Here is a 25,490-nt window from a genome sequence, read left to right as displayed (position 1 = left end):
TATTCAACAAATATACAAATAGCTTCTTTTAAAAAGTGGAGAAATTCTATGAATAAGTGAGTATTTTAAAGAAAAATTTAATTTATAGAGGGAGGAATGTATATGAGTACTTTAACTGCAGAAAATTTATGTTTTGGATTTGGAGACAAAACTATTTTAAATAATGTGTCTTTTCGTCTTTTAAAAGGGGATCATGCAGGACTTGTTGGCATAAATGGTGCTGGAAAAACTACTTTTCTAGATATTTTAACTGGTAAGCTAGTCCCCGATGAAGGCACATTATACCGGCCTTCTTCTGCAAATATTGGGTATCTTGACCAACATTCACAGCTAGAAGATGGATATAGTATCAAAGAAAGCCTTAGACTTGCATTTTCTGACCTATATCAAGTAGAAAAAAGAATGCTTGATATTACTAATGAGTTAGCAAGGGCAGATAAAGATAAGTCTCAACAACTGCTTAAAGAATATGGAAGACTGCAAGATATTTTGCAAGCAAGTGATTTTTATATGATAGACAGTCTTATTGATAATGTGGCATCAGGTATAGGCCTATTTGAACTTGGCGTGGATACCCATGTTGATAAGTTAAGTGGAGGACAGAGAACTAAAGTGAAGCTTGCAACACTACTTCTCAAAAATCCTGATATTTTACTTTTAGATGAACCAACTAACTATCTTGATAAAGAACATATTGACTGGTTAGCTAATTATCTTACTAATTATCCTAACAGCTTTATCGTCATATCACATGATATAAGCTTCCTCAATAGAATAACTAATGTGATTTATCATATTGAGTATGGTATCATGAAGAGGTATCCAGGCAATTATGATGCTTTCCTGAAACTTAAAGATGACGAAACAAAGAGATATATCGATATGTACAACAGACAACAAAAGGAAATATCTCGTATGGAAGATTTTATAAATAAAAATATTGTCGGAGCAGCTACATCTAAAAGAGCTAAAAGTAGAAGAAAACAGCTTGAAAAGATTGAAAGACTTGAGAAGCCAAAGAAGCTATCAAAGCCAAGTTACACATTCTTATCAAGTAGAGAGTCTGGAGAACTAGTATTTAGATGCTCAAATTTGAATATTGGTTATAATTACCCTCTTATTAAAGATCTAGATTTTAAGCTTACAAGAGGCCAAAAAATCGCTATAACAGGTTGTAATGGTATTGGAAAGTCAACATTATTAAAAACTATTATGGGTGTTATTCCACCTATTACTGGAAGCATTAAATTAGGTAACTACCTTTACCCTGTCTACTTTGAGCAGGAAACAAAGATAAGTAACAATTCAGCTATCCAGGAAATACAGTATCATTATCCAGAGAAAAACCAAAAGGAGATACGTAATGCCCTTGCAAGATGTGGGCTCAAGCAAGAGCATGTGCTTCAGAAAATGTCATCTCTAAGTGGTGGAGAGCAATCAAAAGTTAGACTGTGCAGACTTATGATGACACCTAGTAATTGGCTTTTACTTGATGAACCTACAAACCATCTTGATGTTGATGCTAAGGAAGCATTAAAAGAAGCGCTCATAGAATATAATGGCACAATAATTCTTGTTTGCCATGAGAAAGAGTTTTACGAAGATTGGGTAACGGATATATGGGATATGGAAAAGCTTGCTTCCCGTCAATAATTTTTAAGGTTATTTCTGTGGAATATACTAAAATAGAATTAATTATCTAAAAATAAATGTGATAGAGTTCTCTAGATAAAATAGCTAATCTATCACATTTATTTTCTTTAATTCTCAAATTTAACTATAAGCTTGTCTTCATATTTTTTATCATCGAGGCTCTTTTTCCCTATTCCTTTTTTTTATTAATATAACTTAATTATATTTTCTGAACCATTCACATGCAGCCTCACATAACTCTTCAGCATGCCATACAAATGATAAATGACTATCATCAATTATGTACATTTGTTTTGGTTCATTTAACCAGTTATAATACTTTTGAAAGTATGAGAAGTCTACATACCTATCATGCTTTGGAGCGAAAAATAAAACTGGGCATTGAGGCTTATTATTTAAATCACTTTTTTTACTAATAAACATTTTGAATAAATTTGTTATAAAAGCAATCGGCAGCTGAGTTATTTTTGTATTTTTGCGTATTATTTCCTCGTACCATGCATTTTCTTTTTCAGCATTTTTACCATTATATCCTTTCATATTTGCAATTAATTCAAAGTTAATTCTCAAGCGAGGAAATAACTTGTTAATTATAAGTAAAAAAGGATATGAAGCTTTAGCCAATAAAGGCTTCTTTGCTATTGATAAGTCTTTTGGAATAGCTACTCCATATTGAGCGAAGCTAGCTATCGGTCTTTTATGTGACAGATAATACTGAGCAAGCATACCACCCATTCCATGTCCAGCATAAAAATGAATTATATCATTATAATTACTTATAATGTAATCCACACAAGCAGTTATATCTTCATTAACATTTTCTAAGGAAAACTCTCTCATATCTCCATCACTCTTCCCGCAACCTGACAAATCTAAGGCAAAAACATTAAATCCATGTTTAGATAAAGGCAAATAAGTATCTTTTAAATCTGCCACACTTGTAATAGGTGTTTGAATAAAAATTATATTAGGAAGTTCTTTGCCATTTTCTAATATATTTAAATATAGCTTGTTTCCATTCTTTTTCTTTAAATAATATTCCTTATCTATCATTTCATATTCCCCCTAGAAAAATAATTTAGGTAAATCATTTTCACCTTATTATTTACTACAAATTATTGTTAACTAGGTTAACAATAATTCAATAATATAACTACATATCGATTTTGCATCTAATGTAGTTATGAAATTACTTATTTAGCATAAGTATAACCTATTTCTAAAATCTAATTTTTTATATGTACTTCACTATACTTAACAAATATAGATAATACTTCTTCAAAATTCTGTAGTTTCTCATATGGTATTTTTTCAAGCAGGCTTATAAGCGATTCTTCTTTCTTTTTATGATATTCAATATGTCCAAAGTAAGCTTCTTTTCCCTTATCAGTCAATTTGAACAATACTTCTTTTCTATTATTCTGTGACTTATATCTAAAAACAACTTCTTTTTTCTCTAGTTTCTTTAGTACTTTTGATACCGCACTTTTTGATATTCCATGCAAGCAAGCGATATCAGTCACATTTATTCCTGGATTTTTCCCGATTATGTGAACAGTATGTATTTCTAGACTATAATAAATCTCATCAGTTCCATATGTCCTAGAACTTGATTCATATTCACTGTAAATATTAATTAGCTTCATTAATTGCTCAAAAACTGATTCATATTTCAAATATTTAATTGTATTTATTTTGTTATTTGTATTATCCATGACAATATTGTAAACCTGGTTAACCATTTTGTCAATAGTCTTTATTTATATTTATTTCATTATTCTTTTTAAACTATATTATTTAAGCTACATTTAAATATATCAAAACAAAATGTGATAGACTAGCTAAGTTAGCCATATCTATCACATTTTTGTTACTATACATTATCTATAATATTTTTGTGTATATTTTTCTAACTAATAAATATTATTTACTTCTATCTACATACTCAGTGTGAAGTATGTGGTGGCTTAAGTGTGAATTTGGTTTTTGCAAAAACTCATCATAAAGTTTTTTAACTTCACTATTTTGGAATGATTTCCTTATATCTTGTTCACTATCAAACTTGTAAATCCCTTGCATCCTCTTCTTTCTTGTTTCTATATCGTCAGGTATAGGTGCTCCGCCTCCACCTATGCATCCATCTTTGCAAGCCATTACTTCAACAAACTGGTAATTCAGTTTACCTTCTATTATCCCATCAAGCACAGGCTTTACGTTTCCTATTCCATTTACTACAGCAATATTTATGACCTGAGAATCTATTTCTACTGTTGCTTCCTTAACTCCATCTAGACCTCTCACAGTTTTGTAGTCGACGATTTCTATTTTTCCATCACTTAACACATGTGATACTGTTCTAAGCGCTGCTTCCATAACTCCACCGCTTGATGCAAATATCCTAGCTGCTCCGGTTCCAAAACCTAATAATTCATCAAAATCACTTGGCTCCTGACTCTCTAAGTCAATATTTCTTAATCTTAGTAGCTTTGCTAGCTCTCTTGTCGTAATTACAATATCAACATCTTTTAGTTCATCTGTTATCATTTGTTCTCTTTCAATTTCATCTTTTTTAGCTGTACAAGGCATTATTGAAACTGAGTATATATCCTTTGGATTTAATTTACTGATTTTAGGGTAGTATGTTTTTGCCAATGCACCAAACATTTGCTGTGGTGATTTACATGACGATACATTGTCTAAAAGCTGAGGATAGTGCTTTTCAATATAATTTACCCATCCAGGGCAGCATGAAGTAAACATCGGTAGTGTTTTATCATTCACTATTCTATCTAAGAACTCTGTTCCTTCTTCCATAATAGTAACATCAGCTGTAAAATCTGTTGAAAACACTTTATTGAATCCTACTTTTCTAAGGGCAGTGACCATTTTACCAGTAATATCTATACCTGGATCTATCCCAAATTCTTCACCTAATGTATGCTTTACAGCAGGAGCCATTTGGACTATTATATGCTTGTTCTTTCTATTTAACACTTCACACAACTCAACTAACGAGTTCTTCTCATGAAGTGCTCCTACTGGACAGACTTTTACACATTGTCCACAACCTATGCATTTGCTCTCCATTAAGTTTTTTCCACCTCTGATTACTATATCTCTAGTTCCATCTTCTTTAGTAATCATCTCATATACACTTATTTTTTGTATATTATTGCACATTTCAACACATCTTCCACACAATATACACTTATTCATATCTCTAGATAATGCATGGGTTGATGTATCTATTTCTTTAGTATATTTGTTTTCTTTGTTCCTGTTTTCAACTCCAAATTCATATGCAAGATTTTGAAGCTCACAATCTCCTCTTCCCTTTTCACAGGTTAAGCAGTCATTTGGATGATTCTCTAATATTTTTTCCAAAACTTCTTTTCTATGTGATATTATATTTTCACTATTTGTAACAATATTCATGTTATCAGTTAGATGTGTTTCACAGCTTTTGACAAGGTCTCCGTCAACTTCTACTACACATATATTACAATATCCTTGTGGATTTAAATCCTTATGATAGCAAAGAGTTGGAACGTGTATATTTAATGATCTTAAAGCTTCTAATACAGTATTTTCTTTTATACCTTCATATTTAACACCATCTATAACTATATCCATACTTTCACCCCTAACTCACTTATATTTTTTCGATCTTTACAGCTGTAATTTTTAGTTCCGGGATTTTACATTTCTCATCCAATATAGTTCCAGTCAGCATATTTGCTGGTCCGTCAGCAAAGTGGAAAGGCATAAAGAATAGATTCTCAATAATTCTGTCTGTTTCTACTACAGTAGTAATTACTTCTCCCCTTCTTGAGATTATTTTTACTTTATCTCCATTACTAATTCCTAGATTAGTTAGAGTACGAGGATTGATTTCAACATATGATTTTGGAGACTTTTTATTTAACCCATCAACTCTACCTGTCATAGTTCTTGAATGATAATGATAAAGATTTCTACCATTTGTAAGTATAAATGGGTATTCATCATCTGCCTGCTCTCCAGCTAGCTCTTGTTCACTAGGAACAAATAGTCCCCTACCTCTTATTGGCGCATTCTTGTGTAAATATTTAGTCCCATGATGACTTTTATCCTTAACTGGCCATTGTAGGCCTTCATTATCAATTCTATCATAATCAATTCCCACATAGCTTGGATTTGCTAATGAAATCTCGTCCATTATTTCACTAGGATGATTATATATCTTTTTCTCATTTCCTAATACATTTATCAAATCCATTATTACTTGCCAATCAGCTTTTCTATCACTATCTCTTTTAACTGCTTTTCTAATCCTTTGGACTCTTCTTTCCGTATTAGTAAATGTTCCATCTTTTTCAGCATATGACAGTCCAGGTAGAACAACATCTGCAAATTCAGCTGTTTCAGTCATAAATATATCTTGGACTATTAGAAACTCACAGTGTTCAAGGGCATGCTTTATGTGATTTATGTCTGGATCTGAAATCATAGGATTTTCACCAAATATATGCATGTATCTTATTTTTCCTTCTATGGCTGCATCCATCATCTCAGGAATTGTTAGTCCTTCTTTTCGACTTAGCTCAGTGTTCCACAACTTTTCAAACTTTGCAGTAATCTTTTCATCACTTACCTTTTGATAACCTGGGTATACATTTGGAAGTCCACCCATATCACATGCTCCTTGAACAGAGTTTTGTCCTCTTAGTGGGTTAATACCTGCACCAAGCTTACCTATATTTCCACATAAAAGCGCAAGATTAGAAAGTGTCATAACTCCATTTGTACCTGCTTTATGCTGTGTTATACCCATAGCATAGAATATTGAAGCTGGTTTAGCCTTGGCATAAATTCTAGCAGCTTCTATAATATCTTCAGCATTTACTCCACAGATTTCAGCGCATCTTTGCGGGTCGTATTTTTCCACTAATTTTTTTAATTCTTCAAAGCCTTCTGTATATTTATCTACATACTCTTTGTCATAAATTCCTTCTTTTATAATGACATGCATCATTCCATTAATCAGAGCAATATTACTTCCAGGTTCTATCTGTAAAAACACATCTGCAATTTCTGCCATATTTACTCTTCTAGGATCTGCTATAATAAGTTTTGCACCATTTTGTTTCGCTCTTTTAATTCTAGCTCCTATAACTGGATGGTTTTCTCTAGGATTTGCACCTATTATGAAAATAGCATCTGATTCATCTATTTCTTCTATACTGTTAGTCATAGCTCCACTACCTAATGTATGTTGCAGACCTGCAACAGTTGAGCTGTGTCAGAGTCGTGCACAATGATCTATGCTATTAGATTTGAAAATAGTTCTAAACATTTTTTGGAACAAATAATTTTCTTCATTTGAACATCTTGCCGAAGTAAGTCCTGCAAAAGCATCAGAACCACTTTCACTATAGATTCTGTTCATATTTTCTTTAATAAACCCATAAACCTCTTCCCATGATACTTCTTCAAATTTCCCCTTTTTCTTTATGAGAGGTTTTTTAAGCCTGTCCTTATGGTCAACAAATTTATATCCAAATTTACCCTTAACACATAACATACCATTATTTGCTTTATTCATAGCTGGGTCAACTGATACTATTTTATTATCAACTACATTTAAATACATCTGGCATCCTACTCCACAGTAGGAGCATGTAGTTTTAACCTTTTTTTCTTCCCAATTTCTGTACTTTATATCTTTTTTAGGCATAAGAGCACCAACAGGGCATATACTAACACAGTTTCCACATGATACACAGTTAGTTTCATTTATAGCTTTATTATCTTTTGTCCAAGCATACTTCTTTCCGCTTTTAGTTTCTTTTAGCTCTAATATTCCATACCCCTGCTGTTCTTCACAAATTTGAATACACTTCCCACATGCAATACATTTATTTGGGTCTATATAGAAAAATGGGTTTGAAGAATCTATATATATTTCTTCAGTTGCTTTATTAAAATTAGTCTTTACTCCATATTCATATGAGTATTCTTGAAGCTTACAATTACCGCTTTTTTCACATACCATACAGTCTAATGGATGTGATTCTAAAATATTCTCTAATACTTTTTTTCTTTCGCCAATAACTCTTTGATTATGGGTTTCTATTACCATGCCATCTTCTACCTCAGTGCTACAAGCTGGCTTCAACTCTCCATTTATATCTACTTTACATATTCCACAGTTGCTAATACTTTTTAGTCTTGAGTCATGGCAAAAATGAGGAATTTTTATGTTTGTTAATTCACAAACTTCTAGCACCGTACTTTTCTTTGACAATGTAAAATTCTTATTGTTTATAGTTATATTTACCATTAACAAAGCTCCTTTCATTGCAAAGTATCATATCTTTATTTAAAATAGAATTTTTTTGCTACTTTTAATATTTTATAACTTAATTAAAAAAAATACTAGATGTTTATGTGAATTTGTTAACATAATTTCTTATAAAAAGCGTTACAATTTATACTTTTAATACCATATTATACATATGATTAAAAGAAAAGTTAAGGGGGTGAAGCTTAAAGCTTCACCCCCTAATCCTTATTCTAAGCAAGGTACACTAACAGGAACTTTACGATATCCTGTAGCTTGCTCAAATCCATATGCAATTTCTATTAGTGTAGGTTCGTCCCATTCTCTTCCCAGAATTTCCATTCCTACTGGAACTCCGATTGGTGCAGTGTCAGTAGGCTTTGTAAATCCAGCAGGTACTACACATGCCGGGAAGCCTGTTACGGAACCAATTACTCCATTTCTCTCAACCTGTGCCTCTCCTACTCTAACTACAGGTCGTTTCTGATGAGGATATACAATCGCATCTAACTTATATTCTGCCATGATTCTCATCACAAGATTTCTAAGCTCCATTCTTTTAATAAGACGTTCATTATATTCAGGACTATTTATATCAAGAGTCTCCGCAAACTTGATGTTTTCTTCTATTCCTTCATGATATTTCCCTGATGCTATAACATCAGCTAAAGAATTTACCTTTGCACGTGAACCAAGGTCTTCTAGGTATATATTTAAGTGAGCTTTTAAGTCATAAAGATGCACACTTATTTCTTTAACTAGCTTATCAGCGTCTATATTCTCTTCAATTGAAACTATAGTTGCCCCATTTTTTTTCATTTCTTCTAAGCTATTGTTTATGACTTTATTTACTTCTTGGTGAATTTCCTTGTCTCCAAAGAAGCTTTTTAATACGCCTATTCTCTTTCCCTTTAAGCCTTCTTTATTTAAAAATCTAGTATATGTTTCTGGAACTTTTCCAATTGACCATGCTGTTGCAGGATCATCAGAATCATATCCTGCAATTACATCTAACACTTTTGCTGTATCTTCTACTGTGCGCATAATAGGGCCTGCTGTATCTTGAGTCATAGAGTATGGTACTATCCCATCTCTGCTCACTAAACCAACCGTTGGTCTAAATCCTACTAAGCTACATGCTGAAGCAGGAGAGCGTACTGAATTGATTGTATCCGTTCCTATACCTATTATTCCAAAATTAGAAGATATTCCCGCACCAGTTCCTCCACTAGATCCTCCTGGTGTTCTAGTCAAATCATATGGATTGAGCGTCTGTCCTAAGATAGAGCTAGCAGTTTCACCCCAAACTGCAAACTCATGCAGATTCACTTTTGCTATAATAATTGCTCCTGCTTGCTTTAGCTTTTTAGTAATAAATGCATCATCAGCAGGTATTACCCCTTCTAAGCTAAGTGATCCAGCAGTAGTTGGCATATCTCCTGTATCAACATTGTCTTTTAATAATACAGGGATTCCATGAAGTGGCCCTACAAGTCCTGATGTTTTAAATCTCTTATCAAGTTCATCAGCAATTTCTAATGCTTTCGGATTTATCATAATTATAGAATTTAGAGCAGGACCAAGTCTATCATACGCGTTAATTCTAGCTAAGTACATTTCTACCAATTTACGACAAGTTAACTCTCCACTTTTCATTGCATTATGAACTGATGTAATAGTTGCCTCATGAAGACAAAAATCTTTTTTATCTGTATTCACATTTGTCACCTACCTACTATATATTAGTTTGAAGTACAATATTTTGCTTGCGAAAATAATCTACCTAGATTAGATATGCGAAGAAAACGTTTTATTTCTCCTAATATATATTATACAAGTATGTACTAGCTATTAGCATTGTTAGTTGGATACAAAAAAAGGAACCTGTTATTATTAAGTATATATAAGAGGACTCCATAATAAAGACTGTATCTAAAAAAAGAATGAATTGCCTTTTTTTTACAGTTCATTCTTTTTTATTTATTCTTTATTCTTATATAAAAATTTTGACTCAATATAGCCAAGTAATATTGCTATTGCTAATTGTATCGCCCAAATGATTAGAGAAAATTTTACATCTGTATTTATATTTAAGTTAAATAAATTGTTTAAAACTTTTATATTTATTATGACATAGGGAATCAAAACAGATATGCTTCTAATCTTTAATGCAGCATATAATGTTAATGCAAATAATACAATAAATATAATCAATTGAATCTGTTTATTTAGAAATATTACTGACGGCGTATTAATGTTCAATAATTTTATTTTTTATATCGCTTAATTATATTGTCTAATTCCTTTGCAATAGAAACTTTTAACTCTAAAGGGCCAATAACCTCCACATCTCTTATGATTTTCAAAATAGTGTTTATTGCAAATTCATATCCATACATATTAATTGTTGCCAATAAATAGTTCCCATCTTCTTTTATTTCCAATGCTTCTAAATCTTTAAGAGCATCTACTTCATTCTTATGTACCTTAATAATAACCGGATAATTCTCATTCTCTGCACACAAGTTCTTGAATATTTTTTGACTCTTATTCCAATATCCCTCAATAGAAAAATCCTTAGGCATATTAAAATTGTCATCTAGGATTTCACATTCTATTATACGTTCACACTTAAATGTTCTTATATTCTTATTCTTTTCGCAGTATGCTATCATATACCAATCCATTCTTTTAACTACTATTCCATATGGATGGACTCTTCTAACTGATAATTTTCCTTCATATTTTTGATATGAAATGCTAAGGATTTTTGACTTAAAAACCCCCTGTATAATGGTATCGATATTGTCTAAGTGCTGATTATCTCCCCACCAAGATGTATCATCAAAATAAAATTTTCTTCTTATATCGTCTAAATTGCTACTTTGCTTCGATGATAGATTTTTTTGTAATTTTAGCAATGTATTATTTAGCTTAGTAGCCATATCACTCTGTCTATCTGGTAGTATACCCATGCCACTCAGGTATAAGTTAATAATATCTTCTTCTTGAAGGTGCTTTATCCCTACTGAATATCCATCCATCAGATATATACCTCCATTAGGTCCACTAGCTGTAGCTAATGGTATCCCTGCCTCACATAAAATATCAATATCTCTATAAACTGTTCTCACTGATATTTCAAGCTTTGATGCAATTTCTTTGGCCTTAATAGTCCCTCTGGACTCTATTAGTAATAAAATTGAAATTAATCTATGAAGCCTCATGTAAACATCCCCTAAATAATAATTAAAAAAGCTAAATATCTATGACAATATGTTGTCATGAATTAGTTGTTATAATCATAGTACCATATAATGAAAGGAAGGGATAGCTATGAATGTAGGTATATTAGGAACTGGTTTTGGTGCATACCATGCTAGTATCTACAAGAAGCTCAGCAGCATTGATTCAATTACAATTTACGGGAGAAATAAAGAAAAACTTGAAAAGATTGAAAAGGATATGGAAATAAAGGTTACAGAAAATATTGATGACATACTTACTAGCAAAGATATCCATTTAATTGACATTTGCCTACCTAGCCTACTACACAAAGAATATGTCATTGAAGCTCTAAAAAACGGGAAAAATGTTTTTTGCGAAACACCTATATCCTTAAATCTTGAAGATGCAATGGCTATGAGAGAAGCAGAAAAACAGTATGGTAAACGAGTTTTTGTCAACTTGTTTATCAAACATGAATATCCTTATGAATATGTTTATGATACTATTCAAAAAAATGCACTTGGAAAGCTAAAAGCTTTACATGTGAGAAGAAAAACCCCACCACTATGGGGTGATCTAAGCCTAAATAAAATAACAACTAACCTGATGATCCATGAATTTGATTTTGTTACATGGATGTTGGGAACACCTAATAAAATATCTGCTGTTGGTATTAACGGTAATGAAGGACAGTCTCATGTAAATGCCTTACTAGCTTATGAAGATTCAATTATAGAAATTCAAGGTTCGTCTATGATGCCAGAGTATCATCCTTTTACTGTTGGATATGAAGCAATATTTGAGAAAGGTACCATAGAATATATTGAAAATGGCTATGTAAATAAGTGCGAAAAGGCTCTGACATTGTTTACTAACAATAGCAAGGAAGATTTGGATATACCGGAAAAAGACTGCTATGAAGAGTCCATTAAGCATGTTGTTGAGTGCTGCATAAAAGATATTTCTACAATATTAAGTCTTGAAGATGCAATTAAATCATTGAAAGTAGCATTACAAATAAAAGAAGAGATAGCTAAAAAATAAAAATATCACATTTTATTAAGTAGGGTAGTATGTTGTTTACCCTACTTATAACAATTTTCTATATAGTTGTCACTATTGGATTAGAGATGCATTTTTCAATTCTCTCCTATTTATACTTCTTGTAATTACCTCCAAAACCTTGTCTGTTATAACACTCTAGTTTATGATATATTATTTAATACCATCTTATCTTTTTATACTATTGAAGGACTAAGAATAATACGATATCTTAAGAAATACAAGGAGGAAAAAGATTATGTCATCTAACTTAAGTAAAAGCGCTGAAAAGGTTCAGAAAGAACTTAATAAATTTGGATTTGAGCTTAACGTAATTGAACTATCTGATTCTACTCGCACTGCTCAAGAAGCAGCAAACACAATAGGATGTAGTATAAGTCAAATAGCTAAATCCTTGATTTTCAAGGGAAAAATTTCTCAAAGCCCAATATTAATAGTGGCAAGCGGTACAAACCGAGTAAATGAAAAAGCAATTAAACAACATATAGGAGAAAAGCTAGAAAAAGCAGATGCAGATTTTGTGCTCAAGCATACAGGCTTTGTAATAGGAGGCATCCCCCCAATTGGACATAAAACTCCTATTCTAACTCTGATTGATGAAGATCTAATGCAACATAAGGAAATATGGGCTGCCGCCGGAACTCCACATTCTGTCTTTAGACTTACTCCAATGATTTTAGCAGAAATAACACATGGAGATATAATTTGCATCAAATAAATTAAGGCCACAAAATATTTTTTGGCCTTAAATGACTTCTTATAACTTATATGCGACTATTTCTTATCTGATTTTAGTTTTCCTAACTCTAGATACTCTTCTTTACCACTTACCCAACTCTTCAAATTAATCAATCGTTCACCATCATCACCGTGCTCTTCATTATTATATGCATCCTGTAATTTTTCACATGGTAGCTTTGAACAATAACCACAATGATTATATCCTTTATCAATTGAACACATTGCAACGGAACATTCTCCCCAAAATGGTTTGCCTTGAAGTGCTTGGCAACCTGGACAGTTTGTCTTTTCTTTCCATTCACATACTCCACAGTATGTTCCACACATTCCGATCATTTGTTTATCCATATATACACTCCCCTCTAAAAAAAGTTAAAATCCAATAAATCGTTTTAACTTTTTTGTCTCAACATTTGGCATAATCTCTTTAACTCTCATTATTATTTCATCCATAGCCTTGTTTGGGTCTATGTCATTAGACTCTTCTATAAGTTTATCGCCTGCCCATGTTTCTACAGTAGAATATACAGTAGAAGGCCAGCCATAAGTTTCTCCTTTGGCATTTATTTTTTGCTTTGTACCATACCCGGTTATAAACATTCCCATTTGTAATTCACACATGGCTGATTCATATTTGGAATTTAACTCTTTTGTAAAACCACCCAATGATTTGATCTCATACGCTGCCAAACTTTTGTGATCCTCAAATAAATTATATATTTGCTTTGCATAGTTGCTTATTAAGCCATCAGAATATAGCTCTGAAAAACTTCTTCCTTTTCTTCTAGCAGCAAAAAACTTAGGATACCATTCAAGGGAGATAAATCCTGGCTTTCTATCAAACGACTTTGCATATGCCGCTTTGTGATCTTTCTCAATATTAACTCTCCATAACCATGGGTCTGATGGTAGATCAGTATGCCACTGCTCTGACACTGTTAAATCTGAAAGGTTTATAAAATCAATGCAGTTATTTGATAAAGGCATAAATCCTAAATCCTCTACTATAGAAATAAAATCGCTATAGTCTGTGATTTTTGCGTTCATATAATTACTAGTCATTATAATACTCTCCTTCCTTTTAAAGATTTTAATACTAACAAAAACCCCTTCCCTCCATTATAAAAATTATTTGAAACATAAATTATAATAAGCACTACTTAATTTTTAATTTATCATTATCAGAATAACATAATGAATATGTCAACAGTATGTCATGTTCATTTATACATGTCTAAAATATTTTTTGCATTAGTCTTGAGTTCATCAATTATTGATTTTGGCGATAAAATATATACTTTATCACCCAGACTCCGAATAAAGTCCATTGCATACTCATGATTGTTATAGAATAAAGAAAATTTAATGTGATTATCTTCCGTGATTTCATAGGAGTCTATACCATAGCGATCAACTATTTGATATTCTAGAGAACGATCAATAAGCATAGTTATTATTTTTTTATCTTTTTGGAAATAGTTATCAAGATTAAGTTTCTCATCAGGGACATCTCTGAGGATGTATTTAATATTAAGGATTTTAAGATTGCTGATTCTATTAAGTTTAAAGAGTCGGAAATCATTTCTTAGTTTACAGTATCCAAAAACATACCATGCAGACCATTTAAAAGTAATGAAATATGGTTCCACATTCCTTCTAGAATTTCCTTTGCTAGAAAAATAGTCAAAACATACCATAAAGTTATTACTAATTGCTTGTCTTAAAAAACTAATTTTCTGATTAAGGCTTGTCTTATAAAAAGAAGTCAAATCAATGAAAATATCACCGCTCATTGATATGATATCGTCTTGTTCCGGAGAGAGTTTCTCTAAAAGGAGTTGGATGCTACTATTATTTGTTATACTTGCAATACTTTTTAAGCCTGTAATTATATTGTCGAGTTCATCATTAGTCAGTATATTTTTATCTAACTTATAACCCTTAGCAATACTAATTCCACCACCGCCGCCTTGATAAGTAATTATTGGTATACCAGCTTTACAAATGTTTTCAATGTCTCGATGAATGGTGCGAATAGACACCTCAAATCTTCCTGCTAAGTCTTTTGCTTTTGTTCTATCATTATTTAAAAGTATAGTTATTATTCCAATAAGCCTATCAATTTTCATACATTCCACCTCCCTTATAGCATGCTCTCGAATTGTCTTTGTCATTATTCTAGCGTTTCATAACCTGTTCAATAAGTCTACCAGATGTATATCTGTAAAATTTACGATCTTCTATTTTACCATTTTCCCACTTTCCTGATTCGATAATCCATTTACCTTCCTGTTGATATAAATTTGCATAGGTATTATCTGTTGTATCGGCAATGTCTGCTTTTTCAAAATGGTCTTGATCCCATCGATATACCTCAACAAAACCTGGAAGACTTCCGGTAGAAATACCAACTATTTCTTCTTGACCATCCTCATCCAAGTCTACAATTTGAGGACTTCCCATTACTAATAGACTAGCCCATTGTTTGCTGTTTTCATTATATCCAATAATCTTCATTTCCAAATAAGTTGAACCCATTCCACCAACTATTTCAATTTCTTTAATGCCATCAAAGGTTCTATCTACTAATTCTACATGTACATCTTCAATCCCATAATTACTTACATTGCCTATTTCATATAGGCTACCCTCATGTTCTAGAAATGCATATATAGTCCTTCCATTCTGCTCACCCATATCAGTATTGGTATCAACATATAAATGAATTGTAGCTTCTATTTGCCCTGATAGTTTTTCAAAATGAATACGTTTCTCTTCAGTCCAGTCTTTTTTAGGATATCCTTCTTTTATTTTCTCTGCAGAAACAGGAGTAAAAACTAAATCAATGGTTTTATCTAAATTCTTTTCACTTTGATTTTCCCACTGCCCCTTCTTGTTATTTTCATTATTAGGTATATCCGATTGCGAACAAGCAGTTAAAACCATTATAATTGCTAACATCATAATTACTATTTTTTCTTTCATCATATACCTCATCCTTTTAAAATCAGAATCAACAAATTATAATTATTATATCAAAAAAACAATGACATTGCCCTTATAAAGAAAATAGCTGTTATCTTAATTCTTTCACTTCATTATAATAACCGTTTCAAATAATCTCAGTATCTTATGTATTGACATAAAAAAACAGAGCAGTAATTATCTAGCTACTCTGTTTTTACAACACTCCATAATAGATTATTTTTTATTTTTAAATCTTACTTTAATAGAAGTTGCAAATGATTAATCTAATTTTAATTCTTTCTTGTAAATTCTTCTTTTACTCTTTTTCTTATTTCAGCCGAAGATAAAAAGTCAAAAGCAGTAAGTGCCATGGCCTTTGCACCTATAATCATTCCTTCAAATCCTGCCCCCGAATTACTTGCTTGCTTAAACTCTTCTGTATGCCCTACTAAACTCTCGCTTCCAATCTTTATATATGGAGCAATAGTAGGACATACATGACTTACATTACCTGCGTCCCAAGCATAGTTTGCATCTTCACTTTCTATATAGCTTACACCTAAAGCATCCAATACATTCATAAAAGATAAGGCTAGTTCATGATTGGGTTTTAAATCTTCATATATTTTTCTATCTTCAATAATTTCGTATTCACAGCCTGTAACCATTGCTGATGCTTCTACACATTTTTTTACTTTGTTCATTACATCAGATAGAACTTCTATTTTATCTGCTCTTATGCTCATTCTCATGCCACATCTATCTGGGATGGTATTCTGAGTAATTCCTCCTTCAGTTATAATTGGATTTACAATCACTCTTGGTAAAAAATGCTGTCTAATAGCATTGATATTGTTTATTGTTAAAATTCCAGCAGTTAAAGCATTTATCCCTTCATGAGGTGATCCACCAGCATGAGCTGGTTTGCCCTTGAAAAAAACTTCAATTGATGCAGAAGCAACTAATTGTCTCTTTATTATAGTTCTACCTTCTGCATGACATATCATGGCTGCATCTATATTATCAAAAATACCCTCTTCAATCATCACAGCTTTTCCTCCAGAATTCGGAACATTTCCTTCCTCTGCTGGTGTTCCTATGACTATAATGCTGCCTTCTATTTTATCAAGCACTTTTGATAGACCTAATGCCGCTCCAATAGCAGATACTGAAAACAAGTTGTGTCCACAAGCATGACCAATTTCACTTAGTGCATCATACTCTGACATTATACCAACACAAGGCCCATCGCCTTTTCCCTTTTTAACTGCTGTAAATGCAGTATCTAATTTGGCTGCCTTTCTTTGTATTTGAAATCCTTCTCTTTCAAGAACCTCTATAAGTTTTTCACTCGCTTTATATTCTTGATATCCAAGTTCAGGATTATCCCATATATATTTTGATAATTCTATAAGTTCATTTTTTTTATTTTCAATTTCACTAGTTATTATTTTGAATAAATTTTGTTTTTCTGTTAAGTTCATTTATTTGTCCTCCTATTTACTTATATTTCAATAGTAAATTACATATTTATCATGGCTCCTGGTCCAAGTGGTAAATCTAATAGCATCCAAACTACTAAAAGAATTGTCCAGATTATTAAATATGTTAAAGCATAAGGAATCATTGTTGAAATTACAGTACCCATACCTGATCTTTTATCAAAACGTTGAGCGCAGATTATAATAAAAGGTAAAAAAGGTTCAAGTGGAGATATACTATTCGTTACAGAATCAGCAATACGATAAGCAGCTTGCGTAGCTGCAGGAGATATTCCTATCTGCATGAACATAGGAATAAATATTGGAGCAAGCAAAGCCCATTTAGCAGAAGAACTACCAATTAAAAAGTTGATCATAGATACAAATATTATAAACGCAACAACCAGAGGTATTCCCACAATTCCACTAGCTTTTAGAAACTTAGCACCCTTAACTGCTAACAATAGTCCTAAATTAGTATAAGCGAAAAATTCAACAAACTGCGCCGCAAAGAAGCATAATAAAATAAATCCTGCAAATGACTTCATTGATTCTGTCATATATTTTACAACGTCATTTGAGTTCTTAATTGTTTTTGCACCTATACCATATGCTAGTGCAGCAACTATAAACCAAACTAAAAGAAGAGGTATCATTGAAGAGAGAAATGGAGATGGAACTATAGTTCCTGCAACAGGATCTCTTAATATACCATTTTTAGGTACAATTATAAAAGCTATTATAGCAAAATATATTAGCGTAACTATACCTGCATTCTTTAGTCCTTTTCTTTCATTTTCTGTTATTGTCATTAATTCTTCATCATCTGATTCATATGTTTCATCTGCATTCTTAGGGTCATATTTGCCTAGTCGAGGTTCAATTATTTTTTCAGTTACTAATACGCCAACTATTGAAAGTACTACTGTTGAAGCAATCATAAAAAACCAGTTTACTGCTGGATGTACTAGAAAGTTAGGGTCTATTATTTGAGCTGCTTTTTCCGATATACCTGCAGATAATATATCAGTTGGAGTAATTAATAGATTAGCACTTAGTCCTGCTGCAACTCCTGAAAATCCTGCCGCTATACCTGCTATAGGGTGTCTTTTTAATGCTTTAAATATAAGTCCGCCTAGTGGTGGAATAACTACAAATGTAGCACTTCCAGCGATATTTCCCATGATGCCTGAAAATATAATTATAAAAGTAACTAAAGTCTTAGGTGCACCTACTATTACTTTTCTTAATAATGTCCTTAGAAGACCTGCTTCTTCCGCAAGACCCAATCCAATCATCATCACTAAAACCATCCCCAATGGTGGGAATTTAGTAAAGTTTTTCACTACATTGCTTAGAATCCAAACTATACCTTCTCTTGTAACTAGACTTTTAACAACTTGCTCTTCACCAGTACCTGGATGAATTACCTTGGTCCCCGCAGTAACTGCTGATATAACTACAACTATCAATGCCATTATCATAAAGATGTAAATTGGATGCGGTAGTCTATTTCCTAGTCTTTCTAAGAAATCCAAGAATCCTTTCTTTTGCTCTTTGCTTTTCATTATTTTCCCCTCCTATTTTTATTGCTGATAATTAATTTTCGTATATATAACTGCAAATTGCTACAATTACAATCTTAATAAAGATGTCACACAAAAAATTTTAAATGTTAATAAAAAGCAAATTCCAGAAATCGTTTTCATTTTAATGAGGGTCATTATAAAATTAATCAAATTTGGAAAATTATCTTTTTTGGAAACTATTATTTAATTTATAGTTTCCTAATTTTAATATTTTACCTTTTTGTATAATTGTACAGCTTGTACATGCTAAAATCAAAATAGTAAGGATAATAGGACATCAACAGTGAAATCTAGCTTTAATGCTCTTATATTTGCCATCAACCTTGTTTTTATAATATTTTTTTATTGCATTTATTACCTTATGAAAATTATATCATAAAACCATAAAAACAAAAACGGTTTTTTGTCTATCTTTTCAGAATATTTTTTAAACTCATAAAATACCATGTTTGCTATTGACAAAATTTTAGTTGCAGCTATTATTCTAGCTTTTCTTCTAGCATAATATTATAACCATCGATTTTTTTTAGTTTTAATGTATAATAATAGTATATTTATGTTGAACGTAAAAATTTTTAACTCAATACAGAATAGGTGTGAGCGCTACAAAGGGAATAAAGTAGATTATTACAAAAGGGGTTGATGTTCTTGAAGAACAAGATAAAAGATGAAGTGTATAAACTATCCAATACTCATGGAATAAAAAAACTTACTATGTCTGAGATTGCAACAAGCCTCAGAATAAGTAAAAAAACCATATATGAATATTTTCAAAGTAAAGATGAGCTAATAAATGAAGTAATCGATGATTACATTAATAATAATTATGAAATCTTAAATAAAGAGTTGGAAAAAAGTAATAACATAATAGAGCAACTAAAAATAGCTTGCTTTCTGTTTTCTCCAACACCTTATGATTTTTATGAAAATAACATAGAAGATATAAAGTCTTTTTATTCGGACAAATATTTAGAAATTCAAACACTTATAGAATATAAAACTAATAGAATAATTGAAATTTATAGGAATGGAATAGAGCTTGGTATATTCGAATCCAAAATTAATCCTATTACTATAGCTTTTATTTCTCAGTCTTTTGTAAATATGACAAATGATAGCGAAAAACCTCTTCATATGTGTGAATCAAAAAAAACTTTATTTGAAAGCTTTTACGAAATACTTCTTTATGGCTGTACAAAAAGATAAAATATCATATTAATTGTTATACCTAGCGTGATATCAGCTATATAAAACCTATAGCCTTTTTAGCACCAAATAGTACTAAAAATCTTACACCATTTAGCAAAGCAGACTCATCTATCATAAATTTTGAATCATGGCAATAATATGAGGCGCCTATTTTTTTGTTACCTACCCCTAGAGACATAAAACAGCCAGGTTTTGCTTTTGTATAGCATGAAAAACTATCTGCTACTAAATAAGGAATTTCTAATTTTTTAAATGAACCTGTCTTAAAATGTTCCTTTATTACTTTTTCCGCTAATAAAGCTACATCCTCATCATTAATAGTAGCTGAATAACTTGGTTCATACTCAATCTCATATTTCCCTCCATGAGCTTTAGTTATTCCATCAATTATATTTTGTATGTTTTTCTTTACAAATACTCTGGTCTCTTCATCAATACTTCTTATACTTCCACCAAATACAATCTTATCGGGTATAATGCTATGATATTTATTAAAAGTATTAAAATAAGTTATTGAGATTACTTGTGGAATATATGGTGATATTTTTCTTGATATTATCGTCTGTAATGAGTTGATTATTTCAGTTCCTATGATTATAGGATCTATAGTTTCATTAGGTGTAGATGCATGGCCACCTTTTCCTCTAATTGTTACAGAAAACTTATCTAAAGCGCAGGTTATTGGGCCAGCTTTTGTAGCAAGTACTCCTGCTTCTAAAGCTGGTGTGACATGTATACATAGAATCATATCTACATCATCGATATATCCCTTTTCTATTATTTCAACAGCTCCTCCTAGTGGGGTTTCCTCTGCATGCTGAAATATAAATTTAATATTTCCCTTTATCACATTTCTATATTTGCTTAATATTTTTGCTGCACCTAACATCATAGCCACGTGAGAATCATGTCCACAAGCATGCATTACCCCTTCTTTTTTTGATTTGAAACTTATATTTGTTTCTTCTTGCAGGGGAAGAGCATCAATATCTGCCTTAAAGGCCAGAGTCTCTCCATCTTCATCTCCCCTTAGCAAGCCTATCACACTTGTTTCTGTAGGACTAAAGGTTTCAATTCCATCAAAAGTTTTTAAGACGCTTTCAATATATTGCTTAGTCTCATATTCATGAAAAGATAATTCTGGATTTTGATGGATATGCCTTCGCCATGATATAACCTCTTCTTCTATACTTTCTATTTCTTCCTCTATTTTTCTCTTAAGACTGGTAATTTCGGAAAACAACTTTCATCCTCCTTCTTACATATTTATCGAGTTCAATATTTAATAACACTTCTTATTTCATATATTAATACTATATTTTATTACTTTCAACTGCATCTTCCCATTTCATTCTATAGTAACAGAAGGATAAGATTTACGCTCTTATTTATTTGCTTTATTATCCATTACTTTAGTCCTAGTTTTTCTGCTACCAACGTCTCATTTTTTATATTTGATTATATTACAAAAGGTAATTTAAAAAATTTGTCGAATCTTGTCAATCTGAACATAATATTAAGAATGGAGAGATGCCGCCAATGACTTTTAACCAAGATAATCATTTGTATTCAAGACGAAATAGGAAGTATAGAAACAAAAAACAATTATTAAAAAAAGCATTCTATTTTCTTATACCTATTTTCACTTTATTTTTTGTTAGTTTGATTATTCCATTTACTCAAGCCAATTCAGCACCAATTGCTGAAGACTTAACTAGTTATAAATTAGCAAGCGATACTTTGATGAATTTTTCTTTCAATAAAGATTCCAATCGACCATATATACAAGTTGTACATGAGATAATGTCTGGAGAAACATTATCTAGTATTGCTAGAAAATACTATGATTCTACTAAGTTTGTTCAAAAATTAGCCCTGGATAATAATATTCAAAATCCGAGTGTAGACTTAAAGGTTGGGAATTCATTAATTATTTCAAATCCAAAAATAATAGATATTTATAGAGTTAACCCAGGAGATACAATCTTCAGCATTACACAACAATATTTTAATCGTGAATGGTATACTCACTACGTCCAATCAATTAATGAGATTTATAATCCAAGTACAGATGTAAAATCTGGGACAAAAGTTTTATTACCTTTAACTAAGTCAACCATTGAGCATACAGTTCAGCCTGGAGAAACGCTATATAGAATAGTTTTAAATCACTTTCATATATCTATATTTCAAGATTTAATTGCTGAATATAACGGAATTAATCCGAAGAATTTAAAAATAGGAACAGAAATTAAGATTCCTAACCCTTTTTATATCGAAGAAAATACACTTAATAAGAATATAGTTGATAAAAAATATGATTATTATATTGAAATTAATAAGTCTAAAAACACGCTTTCTCTCTTTAATAATAAAAACTTAGTTCGTACTTTCCAAGTTGCAACTGGTAAAAATACAAACTTAACTCCAGAGGGAACCTTCAAAATAGTTAATAAAATAAAGAACCCATGGTATTCACCAAAAGGTATTCCAGGAGGAGAGCCACAAAATCCGCTCGGTATAAGGTGGTTAGGACTAAGTGTTCCCAATACAGGTGGAACCAAATATGGTATCCATGGGACAAATGATCCTTCTTCTATAGGAAAATACGTAAGTCTAGGATGCATTCGCATGAATAATAAAGATGTTGAATGGCTATATGATTATGTACCTGTTGGAACTGTAGTAGTTATAAAGGATTAACATTTCGTATAAAAGCCCTAATCATTCTAATATTATCCCTATTATGTAGACATATATAGAAAAACCATATAGTATAATCTAGTGGGAATAATTTTATGAATAAATGACAGAAAACAAATAAATAACTTAACTACACTTTATATTTTGCTTACTAATATGAAACTTTCTTTTTTAGCCCTTTCAATAATTTTATTGTAAATTGCAATTAAATATGGCTCGTTAGAATATATGCCCAAACTATTAACTTCTATCCACCCAACATCACTGGTTTCAGCTTCATTAATAACCAGCTTCTCATTTTCATCTACTATTAAGATATATGATGTATTTAAATGCAGATGAGCTGAAACGTATTTTTCTCTTTTAATATGTCCATATACTGGGATAATATCTATAGAAGCTAAATCATCTGTTAGTGGTAATATATTAGAAACACCAGTCTCTTCTCTTGCTTCTTTGAGTGCTACTTCGAGCATATCACTGTCACCATCTGCATGACCACCAGTCCATGTCCAAGTGTTATATATATTGTGATGAATCATAAGTATTTTATCTAGAGATTTATTTAAAATCAATCCAGAACTTGTCATATGTGCTATTTGGTTTCTTCTAGTTAGGATATCATCATAAAAGTTATCAATGTAATCCAAGATGATTTTTTTGTCATTTGCTTCTTGATCGTTAATTGGTTGATATTTTAGTATCGCTTCTTTAAAATTCATTAGTTTTACACTCCCCTTTTCCCCTTGAGACATAGCTATAAAAATAATATCTGCTACTATTATACCCGCTGCACTAAACTATCCTATACATCAACTTTACCCATTCTATCTATTTATATCAAAATCCTTTTTATCATTAATATTAATTTCTAATATTAATTTCTGTGTTCTAATTTCACTACTATAAATATTATTTTGAGAACAATCGTTTTTACAATCCATACAGCTATCCCTACTGATATTTATTTGATAAAAATTAAATTTATTAAATAGCTGTAACTAACAAAATATATAAGAGATTATGCAAACAAAATGTAGATAACTTTCCAATATAAAACAATCTTATCTCATCTTCTGATAAAATTAAAGATATGTTTATTAAAGGAAAAATGCAGATTGAATAAACGGACTATGTCTGCTGAAATTATACAGCATGAACTAATTTGCGTGCTATAAAGCTTAGTGATAAAATCATCAGTAGATTTTACTATATAAAAGAATAATTATGTAAGCAGATATTCTTTAAATTATAAGTATATAATTTTAGTCACAAAAATATCATATTTTAATTTGCTCCCAATTTTTTCTTTTTAATTACTGTCACAACAAGTATACTAATAGGAAAAATCACTTGAAAAGGTAAAGTAATGTATGGATATACCTCAAGAGCATACCCGAAATAATACATTATACTATCAAACTCATAATGGGAAAAATTAAGGGGAATCAATGATATAGGAATTGTAATAAATCTATAATCTTCACATCCAAATATTTTAGCAAATCCTTTACACGCAACCAATAATTCTATACTTAGTTTAATAAATCCTCCTAAGAAAAACGATATAGATACCATTACTTCTATTCTTTGTAAAACATTTCCCACATTTATTTTTGAAACAGTCAAATAAGAAGGAAAGTATGTGCTTGAAATCATATCTACTCCTATAGTTAAAATATTAACCACTCCGGTAACTAATACTACTATTCCTGCTATCAATAAACTAAAAATGTATATTTTATAAGGAGATTGTTTTGTTTTAAATGAAGATAAAACTATAGAAAAAAATACTATATCTGCAAAAGGAAACACATACGTATAATAAGTAGCTTTCAAAATAGAATCTATATCATTGTTTAGTACTGGGCGAATGTTATCTATGTTCATCTGAGGAATTAATAATAAACTTGAAGTAAATATTAAGATAATAGGTATCGGTAAGAAAAATTTTGACCATCTTCCTAAAACCTCTATCCCTCCCTTTACTATCCAAATAATTAGAATTACAAATATCATATGTATTACTATTTTAGGTGTTTCCGGAAAAGCAACTGTATTAACAAAATAACTATAATCTAATAAACTCAGCTCTAATGAATAAAGAGCATACCAAATAAATAACAGTATTATTCCTTTTCCCACTAATTTCCCGAAACAAATCTCAATAATATCAAACAAATCTTTTCCTGGAAACACATTGTGAAGATATATATATATATATATAAGAGCAGTAGTCAACGCTATTATTATTGCTAAAATAATCGCTAGCCATAAATCTCTCTTAGCATCAATTCCCATTACAAATATTGAAGCTTCTCCTATTATAGCAAGAACAATAAGTGATATACCTTGCATATCTGAGATAGTTTCTTTGTTCACTATTTAATCCTCCTAGGACATTCTTATACTTAGTATAAACTACTTTCTAATAATAATACTCACTACAGTATCTCTCTATTGTTTCACTATTGTCGCAGCTATATTGATTGAATTTTCAAGCAGATGCTGTTACTATATAATATATTGCAACGT

20 protein-coding genes are annotated in these 25,490 nt (G+C 31.1%); 5 read left to right on the top strand and 15 right to left on the bottom strand.

What is annotated here, in order from left to right:
• The first annotated feature begins 102 nt into the window (after positions 1 to 102).
• Positions 103 to 1,653, top strand: a complete 1,551-nt coding sequence (locus HNR33_RS18445; protein ID WP_429086267.1) for an ABC-F family ATP-binding cassette domain-containing protein — start codon at positions 103 to 105, stop codon at positions 1,651 to 1,653.
• Positions 1,654 to 1,848: 195 nt separating this feature from the next.
• Here HNR33_RS18445 and HNR33_RS18440 read toward each other — a convergent pair whose 3' ends face one another.
• The 6 genes from HNR33_RS18440 to HNR33_RS18415 all read right to left on the bottom strand — a co-directional run bounded on the left by HNR33_RS18440 (position 1,849) and on the right by HNR33_RS18415 (position 11,202).
• Positions 1,849 to 2,706, bottom strand: a complete 858-nt coding sequence (locus tag HNR33_RS18440; RefSeq protein ID WP_429086265.1) for an alpha/beta hydrolase — start codon at positions 2,704 to 2,706, stop codon at positions 1,849 to 1,851.
• A 173-nt stretch (positions 2,707 to 2,879) separates the two neighbouring features.
• On the bottom strand, positions 2,880 to 3,368 hold the full coding sequence (locus HNR33_RS18435) for a MarR family transcriptional regulator (protein WP_429086263.1): 489 nt from the start codon (positions 3,366 to 3,368) through the stop codon (positions 2,880 to 2,882).
• A 208-nt stretch (positions 3,369 to 3,576) separates the two neighbouring features.
• On the bottom strand, positions 3,577 to 5,286 hold the full coding sequence (locus HNR33_RS18430; protein WP_429086260.1) for an NADH-dependent [FeFe] hydrogenase, group A6: 1,710 nt from the start codon (positions 5,284 to 5,286) through the stop codon (positions 3,577 to 3,579).
• 19 nt (positions 5,287 to 5,305) lie between these two features.
• Positions 5,306 to 7,975 carry a formate dehydrogenase subunit alpha gene (gene fdhF / locus HNR33_RS18425; RefSeq protein ID WP_429086258.1) on the bottom strand — a complete coding sequence of 890 codons (2,670 nt, stop codon included), beginning with the start codon at positions 7,973 to 7,975 and terminating at the stop codon, positions 5,306 to 5,308.
• 228 nt (positions 7,976 to 8,203) lie between these two features.
• Positions 8,204 to 9,694 (bottom strand): amidase family protein, encoded by a 1,491-nt coding sequence (locus tag HNR33_RS18420; protein WP_429086255.1) that lies wholly within the window; start codon positions 9,692 to 9,694, stop codon positions 8,204 to 8,206.
• Between the two features lie 548 nt (positions 9,695 to 10,242).
• Positions 10,243 to 11,202: a helix-turn-helix transcriptional regulator gene (locus tag HNR33_RS18415; RefSeq protein ID WP_429086252.1), complete on the bottom strand. Its 960-nt coding sequence runs from the start codon at positions 11,200 to 11,202 to the stop codon at positions 10,243 to 10,245.
• Positions 11,203 to 11,311: 109 nt separating this feature from the next.
• Between HNR33_RS18415 and HNR33_RS18410 the strand changes: the two genes are divergently transcribed.
• Both HNR33_RS18410 and HNR33_RS18405 read left to right on the top strand, forming a co-directional pair.
• Entirely contained in the window at positions 11,312 to 12,247 is a 936-nt protein-coding gene (locus tag HNR33_RS18410; RefSeq protein ID WP_429086249.1) for a Gfo/Idh/MocA family protein, read from the top strand.
• A gap of 256 nt (positions 12,248 to 12,503) precedes the next feature.
• Entirely contained in the window at positions 12,504 to 12,983 is a 480-nt protein-coding gene (locus HNR33_RS18405) for a YbaK/EbsC family protein (RefSeq protein WP_429086247.1), read from the top strand.
• Positions 12,984 to 13,039: 56 nt separating this feature from the next.
• Here HNR33_RS18405 and HNR33_RS18400 read toward each other — a convergent pair whose 3' ends face one another.
• The 6 genes from HNR33_RS18400 to HNR33_RS18375 form a co-directional block, all read right to left on the bottom strand.
• On the bottom strand, positions 13,040 to 13,354 hold the full coding sequence (locus HNR33_RS18400) for a DUF3795 domain-containing protein (protein WP_429086244.1): 315 nt from the start codon (positions 13,352 to 13,354) through the stop codon (positions 13,040 to 13,042).
• A gap of 24 nt (positions 13,355 to 13,378) precedes the next feature.
• A complete protein-coding gene (locus tag HNR33_RS18395; RefSeq protein ID WP_429086241.1) occupies positions 13,379 to 14,068 on the bottom strand; it encodes an AlkZ-related protein in 690 nt (229 codons plus the stop codon).
• 158 nt (positions 14,069 to 14,226) lie between these two features.
• Positions 14,227 to 15,135, bottom strand: a complete 909-nt coding sequence (locus tag HNR33_RS18390; protein ID WP_429086239.1) for a helix-turn-helix transcriptional regulator — start codon at positions 15,133 to 15,135, stop codon at positions 14,227 to 14,229.
• A gap of 49 nt (positions 15,136 to 15,184) precedes the next feature.
• A complete protein-coding gene (locus HNR33_RS18385) occupies positions 15,185 to 15,994 on the bottom strand; it encodes a hypothetical protein (RefSeq protein WP_429086236.1) in 810 nt (269 codons plus the stop codon).
• Between the two features lie 269 nt (positions 15,995 to 16,263).
• Positions 16,264 to 17,457, bottom strand: coding sequence for a M20 family metallopeptidase (locus tag HNR33_RS18380; protein WP_429086233.1), 1,194 nt, complete (start codon positions 17,455 to 17,457; stop codon positions 16,264 to 16,266).
• A gap of 38 nt (positions 17,458 to 17,495) precedes the next feature.
• Complete coding sequence (locus HNR33_RS18375; RefSeq protein ID WP_429086231.1) at positions 17,496 to 19,022, bottom strand: AbgT family transporter; 1,527 nt, start codon at positions 19,020 to 19,022, stop codon at positions 17,496 to 17,498.
• A 669-nt stretch (positions 19,023 to 19,691) separates the two neighbouring features.
• On the opposite strand from HNR33_RS18375, the gene HNR33_RS18370 reads away from it, so the two are divergent.
• The gene (locus HNR33_RS18370) at positions 19,692 to 20,249 is read left to right on the top strand and encodes a TetR/AcrR family transcriptional regulator (protein ID WP_429086228.1); all 558 of its coding nucleotides are present in this window, start codon (positions 19,692 to 19,694) and stop codon (positions 20,247 to 20,249) included.
• Between the two features lie 37 nt (positions 20,250 to 20,286).
• On the opposite strand, the gene HNR33_RS18365 is transcribed toward HNR33_RS18370, so the two are convergent.
• Positions 20,287 to 21,495, bottom strand: coding sequence for a M20 metallopeptidase family protein (locus tag HNR33_RS18365; protein ID WP_429086225.1), 1,209 nt, complete (start codon positions 21,493 to 21,495; stop codon positions 20,287 to 20,289).
• 296 nt (positions 21,496 to 21,791) lie between these two features.
• On the opposite strand from HNR33_RS18365, the gene HNR33_RS18360 reads away from it, so the two are divergent.
• Positions 21,792 to 22,955, top strand: a complete 1,164-nt coding sequence (locus tag HNR33_RS18360; RefSeq protein WP_429086222.1) for a L,D-transpeptidase family protein — start codon at positions 21,792 to 21,794, stop codon at positions 22,953 to 22,955.
• A gap of 137 nt (positions 22,956 to 23,092) precedes the next feature.
• Here the strand turns inward: HNR33_RS18360 and HNR33_RS18355 are convergent, their stop codons facing one another.
• Both HNR33_RS18355 and HNR33_RS18350 read right to left on the bottom strand, forming a co-directional pair.
• Positions 23,093 to 23,677 carry an NUDIX hydrolase gene (locus tag HNR33_RS18355; RefSeq protein WP_429086219.1) on the bottom strand — a complete coding sequence of 195 codons (585 nt, stop codon included), beginning with the start codon at positions 23,675 to 23,677 and terminating at the stop codon, positions 23,093 to 23,095.
• Positions 23,678 to 24,242: 565 nt separating this feature from the next.
• Positions 24,243 to 25,337 carry a GerAB/ArcD/ProY family transporter gene (locus HNR33_RS18350; protein ID WP_429086216.1) on the bottom strand — a complete coding sequence of 365 codons (1,095 nt, stop codon included), beginning with the start codon at positions 25,335 to 25,337 and terminating at the stop codon, positions 24,243 to 24,245.
• Between the last annotated feature and the right edge of the window lie 153 nt (positions 25,338 to 25,490).

The sequence above is a fragment of the Brassicibacter mesophilus genome, assembly GCF_050433385.1.
GTDB lineage: Bacteria > Bacillota > Clostridia > Tissierellales > Proteiniboraceae > Brassicibacter > Brassicibacter mesophilus.
The sequence above is the reverse complement of the archived record's forward strand: the minus strand, read 5'-3'. Positions and strand labels throughout refer to the sequence as shown.

What these genes read in the sequence shown, in the direction of transcription:
- HNR33_RS18445 (WP_429086267.1), top strand. Translation starts at nt 103, where the DNA reads ATGAGTACTTTAACTGCAGAAAATTTATGTTTTGGATTTGGAGACAAA.
- HNR33_RS18440 (WP_429086265.1), bottom strand. Translation starts at nt 2,706, where the DNA reads ATGATAGATAAGGAATATTATTTAAAGAAAAAGAATGGAAACAAGCTA.
- HNR33_RS18435 (WP_429086263.1), bottom strand. Translation starts at nt 3,368, where the DNA reads ATGGATAATACAAATAACAAAATAAATACAATTAAATATTTGAAATAT.
- HNR33_RS18430 (WP_429086260.1), bottom strand. Translation starts at nt 5,286, where the DNA reads ATGGATATAGTTATAGATGGTGTTAAATATGAAGGTATAAAAGAAAAT.
- HNR33_RS18415 (WP_429086252.1), bottom strand. Translation starts at nt 11,202, where the DNA reads ATGAGGCTTCATAGATTAATTTCAATTTTATTACTAATAGAGTCCAGA.
- HNR33_RS18410 (WP_429086249.1), top strand. Translation starts at nt 11,312, where the DNA reads ATGAATGTAGGTATATTAGGAACTGGTTTTGGTGCATACCATGCTAGT.
- HNR33_RS18405 (WP_429086247.1), top strand. Translation starts at nt 12,504, where the DNA reads ATGTCATCTAACTTAAGTAAAAGCGCTGAAAAGGTTCAGAAAGAACTT.
- HNR33_RS18400 (WP_429086244.1), bottom strand. Translation starts at nt 13,354, where the DNA reads ATGGATAAACAAATGATCGGAATGTGTGGAACATACTGTGGAGTATGT.
- HNR33_RS18395 (WP_429086241.1), bottom strand. Translation starts at nt 14,068, where the DNA reads ATGACTAGTAATTATATGAACGCAAAAATCACAGACTATAGCGATTTT.
- HNR33_RS18390 (WP_429086239.1), bottom strand. Translation starts at nt 15,135, where the DNA reads ATGAAAATTGATAGGCTTATTGGAATAATAACTATACTTTTAAATAAT.
- HNR33_RS18385 (WP_429086236.1), bottom strand. Translation starts at nt 15,994, where the DNA reads ATGATGAAAGAAAAAATAGTAATTATGATGTTAGCAATTATAATGGTT.
- HNR33_RS18380 (WP_429086233.1), bottom strand. Translation starts at nt 17,457, where the DNA reads ATGAACTTAACAGAAAAACAAAATTTATTCAAAATAATAACTAGTGAA.
- HNR33_RS18375 (WP_429086231.1), bottom strand. Translation starts at nt 19,022, where the DNA reads ATGAAAAGCAAAGAGCAAAAGAAAGGATTCTTGGATTTCTTAGAAAGA.
- HNR33_RS18360 (WP_429086222.1), top strand. Translation starts at nt 21,792, where the DNA reads ATGACTTTTAACCAAGATAATCATTTGTATTCAAGACGAAATAGGAAG.
- HNR33_RS18355 (WP_429086219.1), bottom strand. Translation starts at nt 23,677, where the DNA reads ATGAATTTTAAAGAAGCGATACTAAAATATCAACCAATTAACGATCAA.